The sequence below is a fragment of the Streptomyces sp. NPDC015242 genome (genome assembly GCF_043079125.1).
Lineage (GTDB): Bacteria > Actinomycetota > Actinomycetes > Streptomycetales > Streptomycetaceae > Streptomyces.
Genome location: NZ_JBIBUF010000005.1, coordinates 272,546 through 290,486, shown reverse-complemented (window position 1 = coordinate 290,486; position 17,941 = coordinate 272,546). Strand labels below are relative to the sequence as shown.

General features: G+C 73.9%; 16 protein-coding genes and 1 pseudogene. 10 read left to right on the top strand and 7 right to left on the bottom strand.

What is annotated here, in order from left to right:
• Positions 1 to 14 precede the first annotated feature (14 nt).
• On the top strand, positions 15 to 1,406 hold the full coding sequence (gene murC / locus ACF07N_RS19100; protein ID WP_392114233.1) for a UDP-N-acetylmuramate--L-alanine ligase: 1,392 nt from the start codon (positions 15 to 17) through the stop codon (positions 1,404 to 1,406).
• A 14-nt stretch (positions 1,407 to 1,420) separates the two neighbouring features.
• Positions 1,421 to 1,828: a peptide-methionine (R)-S-oxide reductase MsrB gene (gene msrB, locus ACF07N_RS19095; protein ID WP_383331500.1), complete on the top strand. Its 408-nt coding sequence runs from the start codon at positions 1,421 to 1,423 to the stop codon at positions 1,826 to 1,828.
• A gap of 7 nt (positions 1,829 to 1,835) precedes the next feature.
• Here msrB and ACF07N_RS19090 read toward each other — a convergent pair whose 3' ends face one another.
• A complete protein-coding gene (locus ACF07N_RS19090; RefSeq protein ID WP_392114230.1) occupies positions 1,836 to 4,694 on the bottom strand; it encodes an ABC transporter substrate-binding protein in 2,859 nt (952 codons plus the stop codon).
• Positions 4,695 to 5,199: 505 nt separating this feature from the next.
• On the opposite strand from ACF07N_RS19090, the gene ACF07N_RS19085 reads away from it, so the two are divergent.
• Positions 5,200 to 6,138 (top strand): Dyp-type peroxidase, encoded by a 939-nt coding sequence (locus ACF07N_RS19085; protein ID WP_392114227.1) that lies wholly within the window; start codon positions 5,200 to 5,202, stop codon positions 6,136 to 6,138.
• Between the two features lie 10 nt (positions 6,139 to 6,148).
• Here the strand turns inward: ACF07N_RS19085 and ACF07N_RS19080 are convergent.
• The 4 genes and pseudogenes from ACF07N_RS19080 to ACF07N_RS19065 all read right to left on the bottom strand — a co-directional run bounded on the left by ACF07N_RS19080 (position 6,149) and on the right by ACF07N_RS19065 (position 10,041).
• Positions 6,149 to 7,161, bottom strand: a pseudogene (locus ACF07N_RS19080) (YbhN family protein).
• A 392-nt stretch (positions 7,162 to 7,553) separates the two neighbouring features.
• Positions 7,554 to 8,270, bottom strand: a complete 717-nt coding sequence (locus tag ACF07N_RS19075) for an FAD:protein FMN transferase (RefSeq protein WP_392114225.1) — start codon at positions 8,268 to 8,270, stop codon at positions 7,554 to 7,556.
• A 3-nt stretch (positions 8,271 to 8,273) separates the two neighbouring features.
• On the bottom strand, positions 8,274 to 8,687 hold the full coding sequence (locus ACF07N_RS19070; protein ID WP_383338311.1) for an FMN-binding protein: 414 nt from the start codon (positions 8,685 to 8,687) through the stop codon (positions 8,274 to 8,276).
• 13 nt (positions 8,688 to 8,700) lie between these two features.
• The gene (locus ACF07N_RS19065; protein WP_392114222.1) at positions 8,701 to 10,041 is read right to left on the bottom strand and encodes a ferric reductase-like transmembrane domain-containing protein; all 1,341 of its coding nucleotides are present in this window, start codon (positions 10,039 to 10,041) and stop codon (positions 8,701 to 8,703) included.
• Between the two features lie 151 nt (positions 10,042 to 10,192).
• Here ACF07N_RS19065 and ACF07N_RS19060 point away from each other — a divergent pair, with 151 nt between their 5' ends.
• The 7 genes from ACF07N_RS19060 to ACF07N_RS19030 all read left to right on the top strand — a co-directional run bounded on the left by ACF07N_RS19060 (position 10,193) and on the right by ACF07N_RS19030 (position 17,003).
• Positions 10,193 to 10,894, top strand: a complete 702-nt coding sequence (locus ACF07N_RS19060; RefSeq protein ID WP_383331477.1) for a response regulator transcription factor — start codon at positions 10,193 to 10,195, stop codon at positions 10,892 to 10,894.
• Positions 10,891 to 12,348, top strand: coding sequence for a sensor histidine kinase (locus ACF07N_RS19055; RefSeq protein ID WP_392114219.1), 1,458 nt, complete (start codon positions 10,891 to 10,893; stop codon positions 12,346 to 12,348). Before ACF07N_RS19060 ends, ACF07N_RS19055 begins: the two co-directional genes overlap by 4 nt.
• Before the next feature lie 81 nt (positions 12,349 to 12,429).
• On the top strand, positions 12,430 to 13,554 hold the full coding sequence (locus ACF07N_RS19050) for an ABC transporter ATP-binding protein (RefSeq protein WP_392114216.1): 1,125 nt from the start codon (positions 12,430 to 12,432) through the stop codon (positions 13,552 to 13,554).
• Positions 13,551 to 14,252, top strand: a complete 702-nt coding sequence (locus ACF07N_RS19045) for an ABC transporter permease (RefSeq protein WP_383338322.1) — start codon at positions 13,551 to 13,553, stop codon at positions 14,250 to 14,252. The genes ACF07N_RS19050 and ACF07N_RS19045 overlap by 4 nt, the downstream gene beginning before the upstream one ends.
• Complete coding sequence (locus tag ACF07N_RS19040; RefSeq protein ID WP_392114213.1) at positions 14,249 to 14,914, top strand: ABC transporter permease; 666 nt, start codon at positions 14,249 to 14,251, stop codon at positions 14,912 to 14,914. Before ACF07N_RS19045 ends, ACF07N_RS19040 begins: the two co-directional genes overlap by 4 nt.
• 75 nt (positions 14,915 to 14,989) lie before the next feature.
• Positions 14,990 to 15,946: an ABC transporter substrate-binding protein gene (locus ACF07N_RS19035; protein ID WP_392114210.1), complete on the top strand. Its 957-nt coding sequence runs from the start codon at positions 14,990 to 14,992 to the stop codon at positions 15,944 to 15,946.
• Positions 15,947 to 16,070: 124 nt separating this feature from the next.
• Positions 16,071 to 17,003 carry a hypothetical protein gene (locus ACF07N_RS19030; protein ID WP_383338328.1) on the top strand — a complete coding sequence of 311 codons (933 nt, stop codon included), beginning with the start codon at positions 16,071 to 16,073 and terminating at the stop codon, positions 17,001 to 17,003.
• A 6-nt stretch (positions 17,004 to 17,009) separates the two neighbouring features.
• Here ACF07N_RS19030 and ACF07N_RS19025 read toward each other — a convergent pair whose 3' ends face one another.
• Together ACF07N_RS19025 and ACF07N_RS19020 are read right to left on the bottom strand one after the other, a co-directional pair.
• A complete protein-coding gene (locus ACF07N_RS19025; RefSeq protein ID WP_383331456.1) occupies positions 17,010 to 17,594 on the bottom strand; it encodes an ATP/GTP-binding protein in 585 nt (194 codons plus the stop codon).
• Positions 17,581 to 17,940 carry a DUF742 domain-containing protein gene (locus tag ACF07N_RS19020; RefSeq protein WP_383331453.1) on the bottom strand — a complete coding sequence of 120 codons (360 nt, stop codon included), beginning with the start codon at positions 17,938 to 17,940 and terminating at the stop codon, positions 17,581 to 17,583. The genes ACF07N_RS19025 and ACF07N_RS19020 overlap by 14 nt, the downstream gene beginning before the upstream one ends.
• Position 17,941 lies beyond the last annotated feature (1 nt).

Sequence of the window (17,941 nt, the reverse complement as noted above, 5' to 3'; positions counted from 1 at the left end):
ACAGGGAGACACGCATGGCACCCGGCCTTCCCACCGCCATGGACCGACCGCACTTCATCGGGATCGGTGGGGCCGGGATGTCGGGGATCGCGAAGATCCTCGCGCAGCGCGGGGCCGCCGTCGCGGGCAGCGACGCCAAGGAGTCCGCCACGGCCGAGGCGCTGCGGGCGCTGGGCGTGACCGTGCACATCGGGCACGCCGCCGAGCACCTGGCCGACGACGCGAGCTGCGTGGTCGTGTCGTCGGCGATCCGGCAGGACAACCCGGAGCTGGCCCGCGCGGCCGAGCTGGGCATCCCCGTCGTGCACCGCTCCGACGCGCTGGCCGCCCTGATGGATGGGCTGCGCCCGATCGCGGTCGCCGGCACGCACGGCAAGACGACCACCACCTCGATGCTGGCCGTGTCGCTGAGCGAGCTGGGCCTGAAGCCGTCCTACGCCATCGGCGGCGACCTGGACGCGCCCGGCTCCAACGCGCTGCACGGCGAGGGTGAGATCTTCGTCGCCGAGGCCGACGAGTCGGACCGCAGCTTCCACAAGTACGCGCCCGAGGTGGCGATCGTCCTCAACGTCGAGCTCGACCACCATGCCAACTACGCGTCGATGGACGAGATCTACGCGTCGTTCGAGACGTTCGTGGACCGGATCACCGAGGGCGGCACGCTGGTGATCTCCGCCGACCACGAGGGCGCGCGCGAGCTGACCCGGCGGGTCGCCGGACGCGGTGTGCGGGTGGTGACCTACGGCGAGTCCGCGGACGCCGCGGTGCGCGTGCTGTCGGTCGTGCCGCAGGGGCTGAGGAGCGAGGTCACCGTGGTGCTGGAGGGCCAGGAGCTGACCTTCGCGGTCTCCGTGCCCGGCCGTCACTACGCGCACAACGCCGTCGCCGCCCTGGCAGCCGGTGTGGCCCTCGGCGTCCCCGCGGCCGAGCTGGCCCCGGCGCTCGCCGCCTACACGGGGGTGAAGCGGCGGCTGCAGCTCAAGGGCGAGGCGGCCGGCGTCCAGGTCATCGACTCCTACGCCCACCACCCCACCGAGATGACCGCCGACCTGGAGGCCATGCGCGGCGCGGCGGGCGAGGCGCGCATCCTGGTCGTCTTCCAGCCGCACCTGTTCTCGCGGACGCAGGAGCTCGGCAAGGAGATGGGCCAGTCGCTGGCCCTCGCGGACGCATCGGTCGTGCTCGACATCTACCCGGCCCGCGAGGACCCGATCCCCGGTGTGACCAGCGAGCTGATCATCGAGGCGGCCCGTGCGGCGGGCGCCGACGTGACGCCCGTGCACGATGCGGCCCAGGTCCCCTCGGCCGTCGCGGGAATGGCGAAGCCCGGTGATCTCGTTCTCACCATGGGAGCGGGCGACGTCACCGACCTCGGCCCGCGGATCCTGGACCGTCTGTCGAACTGAAGGGCTGGAGGCTCATGCCGTACGACGTCGAGAAGCCGGACGAGCAGTGGCGCGCGGAGCTGAGCCCGGGCGAGTACGCCGTGCTGCGCCAGGCGGCCACCGAGCCCGCCTTCACCGGTGAGTACACGGACACCAAGACGCAGGGCGTCTACTCCTGCCGCGCCTGCGGTGCGGAGCTGTTCACCTCGGACACCAAGTTCGAGTCGCACTGCGGCTGGCCGTCCTTCTTCGACCCGAAGGACTCCGACGCGGTGGAGCTGATCGAGGACCGTTCGCACGGCATGGTGCGGACCGAGGTGCGGTGCGCGCGCTGCGGCTCGCACCTCGGGCACGTCTTCGAGGGCGAGGGGTACCCCACGCCCACCGACCAGCGCTACTGCATCAACAGCATCGCGCTGCGGCTGACGCCCGACGCGGGCTGAGCGCCGCTCAGCGCCCGATCGGGCACTCCGCACGGGTGAGCGGGGCCGTGTCCCCCGCGGTGCGGCGGCACACCACGCGGGTCGAGGAGGTGCCGTCGCCGGCGCGGCTCACCTCCTTCAGGACGATGCTGTGCCCGGTGCGGTCCCCGTAGAGCGGGGCACCGGTGAAGTCGATGGTGCCGGTGGCCATGCCCTCGATCTTGACGTTGCGCAGGTTCACCCAGGTCGAGGCGCGGCTCTGCGGCCGGTCGTCGCGGCTGGCCGCCCAGAACAGGGCGCGGGTCGCGTCATGGGCGAGGGCCGTCTGGCCGCTGGCCAGGGCCGGGCTGTCGTGGCGCAGACGCCGGCCCGCCAGGCCCGGCAGGTGCTTGGCGGCGTCCAGGTAGAAGGCCGTGCGGGTGGCGGCCCGCTCCAGCTCCGCGAGGGCTGCGTGGTACAGCGTGACCTTCGGCGCCACGGACTGCCCGCCGGCCGTGAAGTCGGCCTTGGACAGGTCGTCGCCGGTGAGGATGGCCAGGGGCCTTCCGGCGCAGCCGGGCTCGGTGCCCAGCTGGGTCATCAGCGGGTCGACGTCCTCCACCCGGCCGGCGAAGTAGATCACCGACGGGACCCGCTCGCCCCGGCAGATCTCCTGCGCGTGCGAGCGCAGTTCGGGCGTGCCGCCGGTGAGCCGGTAGCGGCGCCGGTCCAGCAGGGTGAAGCCCTGCCGCCGCAGCATCTGCCCGCCGTAACGGGCCTGTTCGTCGGTGTAGAGGTCGTCGGTCCGTGCCGTGTCGCGGGCCAGGACGAGGGCGTACTGCCGCCGCTTCGGCGTGCGCAACTGGGCGGCTATCAGGCCCAGTTGGCGGGTCTGCCACTCGTCGGTGGCGGCCAGGCTGAACCAGTTGGCGAACTCGCGCGGCAGATACGTGGCGGAGTTGGTGCCGGACACGACCGGCAGGCCCGCCTCCATCAGGATGCGGGTCGTGGCCCTGCTGGACTTCAGGTCGCGGCCGGTGCCGATCACCCCCACCACGGTCGGGTCGTGCGCGGCGTACGCGGCGATCGCCTCGGCCATCCGCTCCTGGTGCCCCAGGTCCACGCCGCCGTTGGCGATCAGCACGCGCAGCTTCACGCTGGAGTTCTCGTTGACGACGGCCTGCGCCAGGTACACGCCCGCCAGTTCCTCGGCGCCCTTCACCAGTGAGGAGCCGGACCGGTCGGCGCTCAGCGGCCCGGCGTAGACGACCGTGACGTACGTACCGGAGTGCCGGGCGAGGACGTCCGCGTTCTGCCGGGCGATGCGGTCCTCCAGGTCGGCGACCGTCCAGGGTCTGTCCTCGCCGTCCGTCAGGGCCGTGACCGCGCCGCCGGACGGGGCCGCGGGCAGCCAGTCGGCGAAGCGGACACCGCCCGTCGCTATGCCGATGCACTCGGTGCCGCCGCCGGGCGCCGGGGCGCGCCGGGTGTCGCGGTTGGCGGTCAGCAGGGACGCCGAGCAGTACCGGTCGTGCAGGGCGTCGGCCCACATCACGGTGCCGGCGGCCAGCACGGCCACCACCAGGACCAGGGTGTGCAGGGCCCACACCAGCCGGGCGAGCGTCGGCCGGGTGGAGGCCCGCAGATGCCGGCGTCGCTCCTCCACGGGGGCGAGCTGGTCGTGCGGCAGCGGGATCTTCATCACCCACGGCAGGACGGACCGCTCCCGGCTGGGGGACTGCTCGGCGCGCAGGTTGTGCGCCCACTCCCGGTACCAGGTGCGCAGCCGCTCGCCGAACTTGGGCGTGGCCGGGCCGGGATCGGGTGCGCTCGGGACCACGCTGCGTTCCAGGTGCGGCACGTCCTGCGCGCGCACCGCGGCCACCACGAGCAGCGGGTCCAGCTCGCTGCGCCGGCTGCGGACGTCGCTGACGGCGCGGATCAGCTCGATACCGCCGTTGCGGGCGTCCGCGTGCGGCAGGAACAGCATCGGCGGGCGCGGCCGCTTGAAGCCGCGCAGGTCCCAGCTCCAGCGGCGGTGGTTGTCCCGCAGGTCCTCCCGCAGCGCCAGCACGCACAGCTGGAGGTGGAAGTCGCCGCCCGCATTGAGGGCCTCGGCCACGTCGTACGCCCGGGCGGCGCTCGCCTTCCAGGACCGCACCGGCCGCAGCAGCGAGACCTCGGTCGGCTCGTCCTGGTCCGCGGCCCGCAGGAAGGTCGTCGTCATGAACCAGCGGCTCTCGCGGCGCAGCCACAGGAAGATCGGCGCCCGGCCGGGCAGGACGTAGTTGAGGACGGTCAGCAGCAGCAGGAAGACGAGACCGGCCCCCACCGCCACGTACCACTCGCTGCGGGCCAGCAGCGCCGCCAGCACGGTGACCAGACTCGCCGGGAGGATGTGCGCCATGTCGAACAGCGGCAGGCCCGAGCGCCAGCGCGCGGGGCTGCGCGGCCGCCAGCGCTGCTGCGCCAACTGGTTGAGCAGCAGCTGCCGCTGGTCGTGGCCGGCCCCGGGGCTGCCCGGGGCGGGCGCCGGCCGGCCGGCGCCGAGCGCGGCGACGGCGTCGTCGATGGCGTGCACCAGCCGCAGCCGCGGGAACGCGTAGCGGCGGTAGACCGCCTTCGGGCCGCCCCACTTCTTCGGGTCGCTCAGCGCGCGCACCAGAGCCGCGGCCCTGCGCACCTCCGTCGCGCCCTCGTAGGCGTCCTGCACCACCGCGCAGCGCGTGCCGTGCGCCTCCTGGCCGGCGTACAGCTGCCGGACCAGCCCGGCCACCGCGGCGTCGTCGGCGCCCTCCTGCGCGTGCACGACGAACACCGGCACGGGCGGCTCGGCGCTCGTGCGGAAGTCCTGGATGAGCATCTCGAGCTGGTCCTGGAGATGCAGCCCGGCGCCGCACTCGGGCATGCCGTCGTGTCCCCCAGGGCAGTCCGGCGGCGTGCGATCAGCGTTCACCATGGGCAACCCCCGTTCGCCTTCGGTGACTTACGAGGCTAACCGCTGCGGCTGGGACGGGAGTGGGTGACGCGGGAACCAGGGGAACGTTTCCGCCGGTCGCGCGGCGCCCCCGACGCCGGCCCGCGGAGGTCACGCGCCTGGGCGGAGGACGACGACGGCCACGGCCGGGGTGACGTACGGCGAGTGCAGCAGTCCGCGCGAGCCGGCGGCCGTCACCGGCACGGACGCGCTCCCCCTGCCGCCGGGCGCGCACGCCCCGCACCGGGCGGACGGACCGCGTTCCGCTCGGGCCCGGGACGTGAGGGTGCTGCGCGAGGAGCCCGAGTGGCAACCGTCGCTCATGTCAAGGGAGTTCCGTCCGTGCGTCGGCTGGGCATCGTGTCAGGGGCGTGGGCCGCGCCGTCCCGGAGGGGGAGCGGGCGGGCCGTGCCGGCCGGCGAAGGGATGGGAAGCCATGACGTCACCGCTGCCCCCGCACGAGACGCTGTCACAGCCGCTGCTGAACCCACCGGCCTCGGTCGCCGTGTTCCTGGTCGCCACGATCGAGCCCGGAGGCGAACCCGCCGTGCGGGAGGTGCTGGGCTCGCTCGCGGGCCTGGTGCGGTCCGTCGGTTTCCCCAGCCCCGACGGCGGGCTGGGGTGCGTCGCCGGGATCGGGTCCCGTGCCTGGGCCCGGGTGATCGGCGGTCCGCGGCCCGCCGAGCTGCATCCGTTCCGCGAGCTGGCCGGGCCCCGGCACCACGCCCCGGCCACCCCGGGCGACCTGTTCTTCCACCTCAGGGCCGCCCGCACCGACCTGTGCTTCGCCCTCGCCGCCGAACTCGTCCGGCGGCTGCGCGGGGCGGTCACCGTGCGGGACGAGACGCAGGCCTTCTCCACCTTCGACGCGCGCAACCTCCTCGGCTTCGTCGACGGTACCGAGAACCCCGTCGGCCGGGCCGCCGCCGACGCGGCGCTCGTCGGGGACGAGGACCCCGGCTTCCGCGGCGGCGCCTACGCGATCGTGCAGAAGTACCTGCACGACGTGGACGCCTGGGACGCCCTCGCCGTCGAGGCCCAGGAGAAGATCATCGGCCGCACCAAGCTCACCAACCTCGAACTCGACGCGCCCGGCTCCCACAAGGACGTCAACACCGTCCTCGGACCGGACGGCTCCGAGCAGAAGATACTGCGCTCGGCGATGCCGTTCGGCAGGCCGGGGCACGGCGAGTTCGGCACGTACTTCGTGGCCTACGCGCGCACCCCGGAGATACCCGAGACGATGCTGCGCAAGATGTACCTGGGCGGGCCGGGCGCGGGCCCCGACCCGCTGCTCGACTACGCGCGGGCCGTCACCGGGAACCTGTTCTTCGTGCCACCGGCCGCTGTCCTCGATGCCCTGCCGGACAGCTGAGCGGGGCCGTTCACAGCACCTCGCGGTGCAGCAGGGCCGACAGCACGAGCGCGCCCGGCAGCATCGGCAGCCACACGGTCAGGACGCGGTAGCCGATGACGGTGGCGGTGGCCGTGCCGACGGGTGCGCCGAACGCGGCCATCGTGAGCACGAGCGCCGCGTCCACGGGGCCGATCCCGCCCGGCACGGGCACGGCCCCGGCCGCGGCGCCGGCCACCAGCAGCGCGAGGACCACCTGCGCCCAGGACAGCGGCAGCCCCAGCGAGAACCCGACCGCGGCGATCACACTGCCCTGCAGCAGCGGGGTCGCCGCCGCCCCGCCCCACAGGGCGAGCACGCGCGCCGGGCGCCGGTGCAGGGCGCGCGCGTCGGTCAGGGCGGTGCGCAGGAAACCGAGGACGGGCCGGCGCAGGGACCGCACGGACACCAGCGCCACGGCGGACGCGAGGAGGACCACCGCAGCCGCCCCGGCCGCGAGCAGGAGCGTGCCGCCGCCGGGAACGAGCGCGGACAGCCGCAGCACGTCGGGGAACGCCACCAGGAACGCCAGCAGCACCAGGGTCTTGGCGACCGGCCTGACCAGGGAGTACAGGGCGAGCGACGCGGTGGCCCGGGGGAGCGGGACGCCCTGGCGCCGCAGGAAGCGCAAGGTCACCGCGTGCGCGCCGAGCCCGGCCGGCAGCACCTGGTTCGCGGCGCCGGCGGCGAACTGCGACGCCACCAGCAACCCCGGCGGCAGCCGCTCCGGCAGCGCGCCCTGCCGGACACAGGCGGCGGCCACCCAGGTCAGGAAGGTGAACAGGGACGCGGCGAGCAGCCACCACGGGTCGGCGGCCGCAAGCCGCGCGACGCCCTCGGCGGCGCCCGCCGGTCGGCCATCGCCCACGCCCCGACGAGCACCAGCGGGAGCAGGACCAGGACGGGCCTGAGGTACCGGGAGGCGGCGGGGGAGCGCCGGGCGGGGGTGGCGAGGCGGGAGGCGGCGGGAAGCGGGGCGGGGAGCGTTTCGAGGAGCTGCGACACGGCGTGGGTCGTCCTTCCGGGTGCCGCCCGGGGACGGGGCGGCCGGGCACAGGGCGGGGACGGCCGAAACGTGCCCGGCCGGCGTGACGCCACGGTGTCCGGGACGGAAAGGACGGCGGGCCGGTGAGCGACACGGCAGGTCGGGAGGGCCCGGGCCACGGGTGAGGCCCACCGGTGGGTAGCCACGGGTGGGCCCCACACTTGGGCTGCCGCAGTTGGGTCGGCAGAGGTGGGCCACGGCAGCCGCCCGGCACGGGTGGGCCGCGGCAGAGGGCCGACGCGGGTGGGCAGCCTCAGGTGGGCCGACACGGGTGGGCCGCGGCGGCGGGCCGGCGCGGGTGGCCGCCCCAGGTAGGCCGCCACCGCCGGTTCCCGTGCCGCCCCCGGCCGCCCTACGCCGCCGCCGGGAAGCCCTCGCTGCGCAGCACCCTTCTGTCCGCGTCCACCGCGAACACCTCGCAGGACTGCCGGGACGCCGCCCAGGCCACGCCCTCCGGGCCCAGGGCGAACGCCGCCGTGGCCACCGCGTCCGCCTCGGTCAGGGTCGGGGCCACCACCGTCATGCTGAGCAGGCCGGTCGCCGGGCGGCCCGTGCGGGCGTCGAGGATGTGGTCGCCGCGTGCGTAGCGGGCGGAGGTGGCGACGGCGCGGTCCGTGAGGTCCAGCACCGCGCACAGCCGGCCGGCCTGCTCGGGATGACGGACCCCGACGCGCCAGGGGCCGCCGACGGTGACCACGTCACCACCCGCGTTGAGGCAGAAGCGCCGTGCCCCGGCGGCTTTCAGCCGCTCCGCCGCCCGCTGCACCGACCAGCCCTTCACCACGGCACAGGGGTCGAGTCCCCGGCCGGGCAGCCGCACGTCGAACGCGCCCCCGGACGCGATCCGGTACTCCTCGCACAGCTCCAGGACCTCCCGGAGGTCCGGGCCGGGCTCGGCCTGCTCACCCCGGTCCAGCCGCGACACCTCGCTGTCCGGGCGGAACGGGCTGAACCGGGCGTCGACCTCCCGCAGCCACGCGAACAGGCCGTCCACCGGTGCCTCGGGGAAGTCCTCGTCGTCGATCCGCACCGAGACCGGGAACCCCATGACGTGTTCGACGCGCCGCATCCCTCAGTCCTTCGCGTCGAGGGCGGCCTGGAGCGACTCCCGGTAGCCGTCGCTGGTGACCGTGGCACCGGAGACCGTGTCGATGTCGGCGCTCTGCGCCCGCAGCGTCTCCTCGATCAGCTTCGGCACGGCGGCGGTGGTCTGCGGGTGGCCGGGCTGCCGCAGCATCCGCACCGAGGCGATCCTGTCGCCCTCGAAGGTGACCTCGACCTGCACCGGTCCCTTCTCCGTGTCGACCGTGGGCCCGGACACGACCGTCGACGTGGTGCCGCCGGGCCCCGCGGACGACGACACCGAGGGCGCCGGCGCCGGGGCAGCGGTCCCGGTGCCGGCATCGGCCTCCTGGGAGGGTGCGTAGCGCCAGACGGGGATCAGGCCCGCGACGCTCAGGACGAGGACGGGCAGGGCTCGCTTCACGACAGTCTCCTCGTCATCCGGCCAGGCTGAAGCGTTCGAAGTGGATCTGCGCCTTGGGCACGCCCAGCTCGCGCAGGCTGCCCAGCACGGCGTTCATCATCGGCGGCGGACCGCACAGGTAGACGTCCCGCCCGGTGAGGTCCGGCACCAGCCGCGCCAGCTCCCCGGGGGCCAGCCGGTCGGGCACCGGCGGGCCCGTGACCAGGTGCAGTTCGGCGCCGCGGGCGAGCGCCAGGTCGCGCAGCTCGTCGTGGAGGACGGCGTCGCGGTCGGTGGCGACCCGGTAGATCACGACCGCGTGGCCGCGCAGTTCCTCCAGCAGGGCCCGGATGGGCGTGACACCGACGCCGCCGGCGATGAGCAGGGCGTCCGGGCGGGTGCGGTGCAGGGCGGTGAAGGCGCCGTAGGGGCCCTCGGCGAAGACGCGGGTGCCGGGCTTCAGGTGCCGCAGGGCCGCGCTGCCGTCGCCCGCCCGCTTGACGGTCAGCCGCAGGGTGCGGCCGTCGGGCGCGGCGGACAGCGAGAACGGGTTCGCCTGCCACCAGCGGTCCTTCGTCAGGAACCGCCACAGGAAGAACTGCCCCGCCCGCGCGGGCAGCCGGTCCAGGTCGCGGCCGGTGAGGTAGACCGAGACCACGTCGTCGTTCTCGGGGACGACGGCCGTCACCCGCAGCCGGTGGCGCGCGTTCCGCCACAGCGGAAGCGCCAGCCGGCCGGCGAACACCGACGCGAGGGCCGCGCCCCACAGCGTGTACCAGTACGCCGTCGCCACCGGCGAGGCGGTGAACGTCGTCCCGGCCGCGACCTGGTGCGTGAAGGCCAGCACCACCGCCACGTAGGTGTACAGGTGGATGAAGTGCCAGGTCTCGTAGGCCAGCCGCCGCCGGGCCGAGCGGGCCGAGACGGCCCCGGCCACGACGATGATCGCGAGCGCGACGATGGCCCGCAGTACGCCCTCGACCGTCTCGGCGAGGTGCACCAGCTGGTTCACCGGGTCGAGGGAGGACGACCCGGCGTATCCCAGGACGATGAACACGGCGTGCGCCAGCAGCAGCCACAGCACCGAGAAGCCCGTCCAGCGGTGCCAGGACGTCAGCCGGTCCATGCCGATCCGCCGGTCGAACCACGGCAGCCGGGCCACCAGCAGCAGCTGGAACGCCATCAGCAGCGCCGCGTACAGCCCGGTCAGCCGGCCCAGCACGATCAGCGCGTTCGCGGCGAAACCGGCCTGGACGAAGAGGACGGCCACCACGGCCGCGTTGGCGAGCAGTACCGCGTACAGGCCGGTGCGGCCGACCACGTTCGGCCGCACCCCGGGGCGGGCCGCCACGGGAGGTTGTCGGAGGGTCGTCACGGTGGGCAGCTCCTTGATCGGATCCGGGGATTCGAGCTTGGCGCCGGGGAGCTGTCGGGAAGCTGTCGCTCAACTTTCAAGTTTTTATCGATCCCGCCACGGGAGGGCGGGCGGCTATGGCGGCCCGTGACGGGTGCAGCACTATGAGGGCGTGGAGAAAGTACGACTTCTCGTCGTCGACGACGACCCGCCCATCGCCGACCTCGTCGCGACCGTCGCCCGCTACGAGGGCTGGGAGGCGGTCACCGCGTACACCGGCGAGGACGCGCTGCGGCGGGCCGCCGAGTTCCACCCGGACATCGTGGTGCTGGACCTGATGCTGCCCGGCGTGGACGGCTTCGGCGTCCTGGACCGGCTGCGCGCCTCCGGCACGATGGTGCCGGTGGTGTTCCTGACCGCCCGTGACGGTGTCGCCGACCGGGTCGCCGGCCTCACCCGGGGCGGCGACGACTACCTGGTCAAGCCGTTCGCCGTGGAGGAGCTGATGGCCCGGCTGCGCACCGTGCTGCGGCGCAGCGCCGGCCCCGCCTTCCAGCGGTCCGTGCTCCGGGTCGGCGACCTCACCATGGACGAGGACACCCGCGAGGTGCGGCGCGGCGAGCGGCTGCTGTCGCTGACCCCGACCGAGTACGAGGTGCTGCGCTACCTCATGCGCAAGTCGCCCACCGTGCTCACCAAGGCGCAGATCCTCGACCACGTGTGGGAGTACGGCTTCGGCGGCCGCTCCAACGTCGTCGAGCTGGTCGTCAGCCGGCTGCGCCGCAAGCTGGACGAGACCGACGACGACGGCGGCGCGCCTCTGATCCACACCGTGCGCGGCTTCGGGTACGTGCTGCGGCAGGCCGCCGAGTGATCGCCCGGCTGCGGCGGACCTACCGCAGGATGCGCCTGGGCACCCGGCTGGCCCTGGGCCTGGGGGCCCTGTCGCTGGTGGTGTTCGCGGTGGTGGGCACGGCCCTGACCACCTCCATGCGCGACTACCTGTCGGCCCAGCTCGACACCCAGCTCGCCCAGGCGCAGATCGCCCAGTCCAAGAGCATCGCCGACTACGGCACGCTGTCGGGCAAGAAGTACTACAGCTGGTTCTACGCCGTGTACGACGTCAGGGACGGCGGGCCCGAGCTGCGCCGGCCCGAGGACCCGGCGGACCTGCCGAAGGACGTCGACGACTTCACCGCGCTGGCCTCGGCACAGACCGCCGCCCACGAGGAGCTGCTGCGCACCGAGCACCTCAGGGGCGCCGGCACCTACCGGCTGCGCGCCTGCGAGGTCGAGCCCGGCGTGGTCCTGGTCAGCGCCGCGCCCATGGACGAGATCCAGGACACGGTCGGGCAGCTGATCACCCTCCAGGTCGTCACCTTCGCCCTCGCGCTGCTCGCCCTGGTCGTCTTCGGCCGCCGGATGCTGCGCCGCGGCCTGAAGCCGCTCAGCGACATGGCCACCACCGCCCACGGCATCGCCTCGCACGATCTGACCGAGTCCGCGGCCCGGCTGCCGCTGCGCGCCGACGGCCGGGACGGCGGACCGGAGGTGGACGAGCTGCGCACCGCCTTCAACACGATGCTGGAGCACATCGACGACTCCCTCGCCGTGCGCGCGGAGGCCGAGCAGCGGCTGCGCCGGTTCGTCGCCGACGCCTCGCACGAACTGCGCACCCCGCTGATGTCGGTGCGCGGATACGCCGACCTCTTCCAGTACGCCGCCGCCAACGCCCCCGAGGAACGCGACCGGCACCTGGCCCGGTTGCGCGCCGAGGCCGCCCGGATGGGTGTGCTCCTGGACGACCTGCTGCTGCTCGCCCGGCTCGACGCGGCCGAGGTGGAGACCCCGTTGCGGCTGCAGGAGGCCGACCTGGCGGAACTGGTGGGCCAGGCCGCCGACGCCTTCCGCGCGGGCCACCCCGACCACCCGCTGACCGTGCACGCGAGTCCCGGCCCGGTGGAGCTGCGCATGGACCCGCTGCGCATCCGCCAGGTCGTCGACAACCTCCTCACCAACGCCGCCGTGCACACCCCTGCCGGGACGAAGGTCTCCGTCGCGGTGCGCGTCACGCCCGGCACCGCCGAGGTGCGGGTCGCCGACACCGGCCCCGGCATCCCGCCCGGCGACCGGGCCCGGGTCTTCGACCGCTTCTACCGCGTCGACAAGGCCCGCAGCCGCGACCGCGGCGGCAGCGGCCTCGGCCTGGCGGTGGCCCGGTCGCTGATCCGGGCGCACGGTGGCCGGATCGAGCTGGACAGCGCGCCCGGAGCGACGGTGTTCACCGTGTCTCTGCCCCTCGACGGCGCGGGCCCCGCAGGGCGTTGACCCGGGCCCTCTAGACTCGTCCGGCAACAGCCCGCACGACCATGGCCAGAAGTCTCCGCCAACCCGAAGGGCCCCGGCGTCTTGATACGGATGGAATCAGTCACCAAGCGGTACTCGGACGGCACGGTGGCGGTCGACCGGCTCTCGTTGGAGATACCCGACCGCTCGATCACCGTCCTCGTCGGACCGTCGGGCTGCGGCAAGACGACCACCCTGCGGATGATCAACCGGATGGTCGAACCCAGCGACGGGACGATCCTGCTCGACGGCGAGGACATCCAGCGCCGGCCCGTCACCACCCTGCGCCGGTCGATGGGGTACGTCATCCAGAACGCCGGCCTCTTCCAGCACCGCACGATCCTCGACAACATCGCGACCGTGCCCCGCATGCTCGGCTGGGGCAAGCGCAAGGCCCGCGCCCGCGCGGCCGAACTCATGGAGCGGGTGGGCCTCGACGCCGCCCTCGCCGAGCGGTACCCGTACCAGCTCTCCGGCGGTCAGCAGCAGCGCGTCGGGGTGGCCCGGGCACTCGCCGCCGACCCGCCGGTGCTGCTCATGGACGAGCCCTTCTCGGCGGTCGACCCGGTGGTCCGCAAGGGACTCCAGGACGAACTGCTGCGCATCCAGGACGAGCTGGGCAAGACCATCGTCTTCGTCACCCACGACATCGACGAGGCGATCAAGCTCGGCACCATGGTCGCCGTGCTGCGCGAGGGCGGCCGGCTCGCCCAGTACGCGCCGCCCGCCGAGCTGCTGGCCGCCCCCGCCGACGACTTCGTCGAGGACTTCCTCGGCGCCGACCGCGGCATCCGGCGGCTGTCCTTCTTCCCCTCCACCGGACTCCCGCTGAACGACGGGCCGGTGATCCCGCTCGACGCCACCGCCGAGCAGATCGCCGCCGCCGGCGCCCCCTGGCTGCTGGTGACCGACGCCGACGGCCGCCCGCTCGGCTGGGCCGAGCCGCGCACCCTGACGGCCGGCGCCGTCACCCCCGGCGAACTCCTCCCGCACGGACGGCCGTTCGTGCCGGGCACCGACTCGCTGCGGACCGCCCTCGACAGCGCCGTGCTCTCCCCGGCCGGTCACGCCGTCGCCGTCGACGACGCCGGGCGGGTGACCGGCGTAGTGTCGCAGACGGCCATCGGCGAGGCCATCCGCGGTGCCCACGCCGCCGACCGGGCCGACGAGGCCAAGGTCGCCTCGTGAACCTCGACCGCCTCTTCGACATCCCGAGCGACCTCCAGCACAGCTGGGCGGGCCTGATCGGACTGCATCTGCGCGAGGCCCTGCTGCCGGTGCTGGCCGGACTGCTGCTCGCCCTGCCGGTCGCCCAGCTGTGCGTCCGCTTCCGCTGGCTCTACCCGCCGGTGCTCGGCGCCACCACCGTCCTGTACGCCGTGCCGTCGCTGGCCTTCTTCGTCGTCCTCATCGACTACACCGGCCAGACCGAGCTGACCGTGATGATCCCGCTGGCCGTGTACAGCCTCGTGGTGCTCGTCCCGGCCATCGTCGACGGTGTGCGCTCCGTGCCGCAGGAGACCCTCGCCGCGGCCACCGCCATGGGCTTCGGGCCCCTGCGCCGCTACGCGCAGGTGCAGTTGCCGATCGCCGTGCCCGCCATCATGGCCGGGCTGCGGGTCGCCACCGTCTCCAGCATCTCCCTGGTCAGCGTCGGCGCCCTGATCGGCAACCAGGGCGCGCTCGGCAACCTGCTCGCCGCCGCGCAGAAGTACGACCGCCCCGAACTGGCCCTGAACTCCGTGCTCACCACCGCCGCCCTGGCCCTCGTCTGCGACGTCCTGCTGGTCCTGCTCCGCATCGGGCTGACCCCGTGGATGCCCGGCGGCAGACGCCCGAAACCGGCCCCGCGGCAGCGGCCCCTGCCCCAGGACGTGATCCGGTGAACGTACTGAACTTCATCCAGGCCTTCTTCGGCGACAGCGCCCACTGGCACGGCTACGACGGCATCCCGCAACGCCTGCTGGAGCACGTGCGGTACTCGCTGCTGGCGCTGGCCCTGGCCGCCGCGATCGGCCTGCCGGTCGGGCTGCTGACCGGGCACACCGGGCGGGGCGGCAACGCCCTCGCCTTCCTCGCCAACGCGGCCCGCGCGCTGCCCAGTTTCGGCCTGCTGGTGCTCATCGTCATCCTGATGGGCTTCGGCCTGCTGCCGGTGATGATCCCGCTGGTCGTCCTCGCCGTCCCGCCGATCCTGGTGACGACCTACGAGGCGGTCCGCTCCGTCGACCCGTCCCCGGTGGACGCCGCCCGCGGCATGGGCATGCGCGAGTCACGGATCCTCTTCCAGGTCGAACTGCCCGTCGCCCTGCCCCTGATCCTCAGCGGCCTGCGCTCGGCGGCCATCCAGATCGTCTCCACCGCCACCATCGCCGCGTACGTGAGCCTCGGCGGCCTCGGCCGGTACATCGTCGACGGCCTCTACCAGCGCGACTACGAGAAGGTCGTCGGCGGTGCCACGCTCGTGGCGGCGCTGGCGCTCGTCACGCTGGCGGTGTTCTGGGCGGCGGGCCGCCTGGCGGTGTCACCGGGCGTGCGCAGACGATGAGTTCCTGACGATACGTCAGAAACCGTAACAAGGCCGCCCTTGACTGATCACAAAGCGGCTGGATTGGATCGGTGGATGACTTCCACCGCGAAAAGCAGCTGGTCCAGGACGAGGCACACCGGCGCGGCGGCCGTCGCGCTCACCGCCGCCACGGCGCTGCTCGCGGGCTGTTCGTCCGGCGACACCTCCGACAACCCCCTGGCGGGCGAGAAGGCGAAGGCGGGCACCGTCGTCGTCGGCAGCAACAACTTCGCCGAGAGCACCCTGCTCGCCGACATCTACGGCGAGGCGCTCAAGGCCAAGGGCATCGAGGTCACCTACAAGCACAACATCGGCAGCCGCGAGACCTCCTACGGCCTGCTGAAGAACGGCTCCGTCACCGTGCTCCCGGAGTACAACGGCTCCCTGCTCGCCTACCTGGACCCCGAGGCCGAGCAGAAGTCCGCCGAGGCGGTGAACGTGGCGGTCAAGGCCAAGCTGGACAAGAAGCTGACGCTGCTGCGCTCCTCGCCCGCCGAGGACAAGGACTCGGTCACCGTCAACGCCCGGACCGCGAAGAAGTACAAGCTGACGTCCTCCTCCACCCTCGCCGACCTCAAGGACGCCGCCCCCGACCTGGTGATCGGCGGATCGCCCGAGTTCCAGACCCGGCACCAGGGCCTGAAGGGCCTGAAGTCGGTGTACGGCCTGGAGTTCAAGTCCTTCAAGGCGCTCGACGCGGGCGGTCCGCTGACCCAGGCGGCGCTGACCCGCAACACCGTCCAGGCCGCGGACATCTTCACCACGGACCCGACCATCGTCAAGGAGAAGTTCGTCGTCCTGAAGGACCCCGAGAACCTCTTCGGCTTCGCCAACGTGACGCCGCTGGTGCACCGGAGCGGCCTGCCGGAGGAGGGCGTCGAGGCGCTCGACGCCGTCTCCGCGAAGCTGGACACGAAGACGCTCCTGGAGCTCGACGCGCAGGTGCAGCTGGAGAAGAAGGACCCGCTGGACGTGGCGAAGACGTGGCTGAAGTCGGCGGGCCTTCTCTGACCCGGCCGCCCGTCACGATGCGGTAACGGCGGCGGCCGGATTCCCGGAGGACCGAACGCGGGCGGGTGCCGGGGCGTCCCAGGGACGGAACCGTCCCCGCCCGCCGCCGACCCCTGGGAGCGCCATGCGCACCGATCCGGCCCGCACCACCCGCCTGCTGCTCGTCCTCGTCCTGTCCGCCACCGCCGGTGCCGCCACCGGGTGCGGCACGCAGGAGGCCGGCGGGACCCCACCGGCCCCGCGCTCCGCCGGCCGGCCGGACCCCGTCGCGGCGGCGCGCGCCCGGCAGGTCGCCGACGCCTGGGACGGCTCCCGCGCCGCCGCACAGTGGCGCGCGGGTTACCACCCCGTGGCGCCGGCCGTCCGGCTGCCCGGGGACGGCCCGCTCCACGACGACGGCGACCGGCGCGCCTACGAGATCGGGAACTTCGACCTGCGCGGCGAGCTCCCCGCCGCACCGGCCGGGAGCGGCCGGGTGACCTGGCGCGGCGGGAAGTCGCTCGGCGCGCCGCTGCTGGACGCCGAGCAGGTCTACCGGGACCTGGACCGTGCCGACAGCCCCGGGCCGCGCCTGACCGTGACCGGCGCGCGGCTGGGCGAGATGACCCTGGACACCAGCCGCGGCCCGGCCACCGTGCCCGCCTGGCTGTTCACGCTGCAGGGCTACGACCGCCCCCTCGCCCGCGCCGCGGTGCGCCCCTCCGCGGAGCCCGCACCGCCCGTCGAGCCGCTGGGGCCGGACGTGGACGCGAGCGTGCTGGCGCCGCTCGGCGGCCTCACGGGGATCGCGGGCGGCGGCCGGTCCCTCACCGTCGTGGCCCACCACGGCTCCTGCGACGACGGCCCCGCGGTGACCGCGCACGAGACGGACGGCAGCGTCGTGCTGTCCGCGGCCGTGCGGGGCGTCCATGACGGCCCCTGCACCTCCGAACTGCGCGGCAAGAGGGTCACGGTGGAGCTGGACCGGCCGGTCGGCGACCGGGTGGTCCTGGACGCCTTCACGGGCCGCCCCGTGCCGTACACCGGCCGGCCGGGCGCCGAACCCGCCCCGGACTGAGCCGCGTCAGGCCTGTACCGCCGACGCGATCAGCTGGTCGATCAGCGCGATCAGCACGTCCCGGCACGACTCCCGGTCCCGCGCGTCGCACAGCAGCACCTGCACGTGCTCCGGCACCGCGAGGGCCTCCCGGATGTCCTCGGGCGGATACGGGTGCTCGCCGTAGAAGCCGTTGACGCCCACCACGAACGGGATGCCCCGGCGTTCGAAGAAGTCGATCGCGGCGAAGCTCGACTCGGGTCTGCGCACGTCCACCAGGACCACGGCGCCCAGCGCGCCGAGGGCCAGGTCGTTCCACATGAACCAGAACCGCTGCTGCCCCGGCGTGCCGAACAGGTACAGCACCAGGTCCCGGCTGATGGTGATGCGGCCGAAGTCCAGGGCCACGGTCGTGGCCCGCTTCTCCTCGATGCCGTCGAGGTCGTCGACGCCCAGACCGGCCATGGTCAGGGGTTCCTCGGTGCGCAGCGGGACGATCTCGCTGACCGACCCGACCATGGTGGTCTTGCCCACGCCGAAGCCCCCGGCGATGAGGATCTTGACCGTGTCGGGTGCCGAGGACGCGTCGGTGGCAAGGTCAGAGCCGGCCAAGGCCGTCCCTCACTTTCTGCAGCAGGTCCAGGTCCGGGGAGGTACGGGAGACGGGGCGCGGCGGGCGGACGGTGATCCGGCCCGCCTCCAGCAGGTCGCAGAGCAGGATGGCCACCACGCTCACCGGGAGGTCGAGCCGGGCGGCCAGCTCCGCCACGGCGACCGGCTCGGCGCACAGCCGCAGGATGCGGGTGTGCTCCGGCTGCGGCCGGGCCGCGTCGGCGGGCGGCGGATCGACCGCGGTGACCGTCGCGATCAGTGTGAAGTCGGCGCAACTGGGCCGCGTCCGCCCACCGGTCAGCGCGAACGGCCGTACGAGCCGGCCCGCCGTATCGCCTCCGCCCACC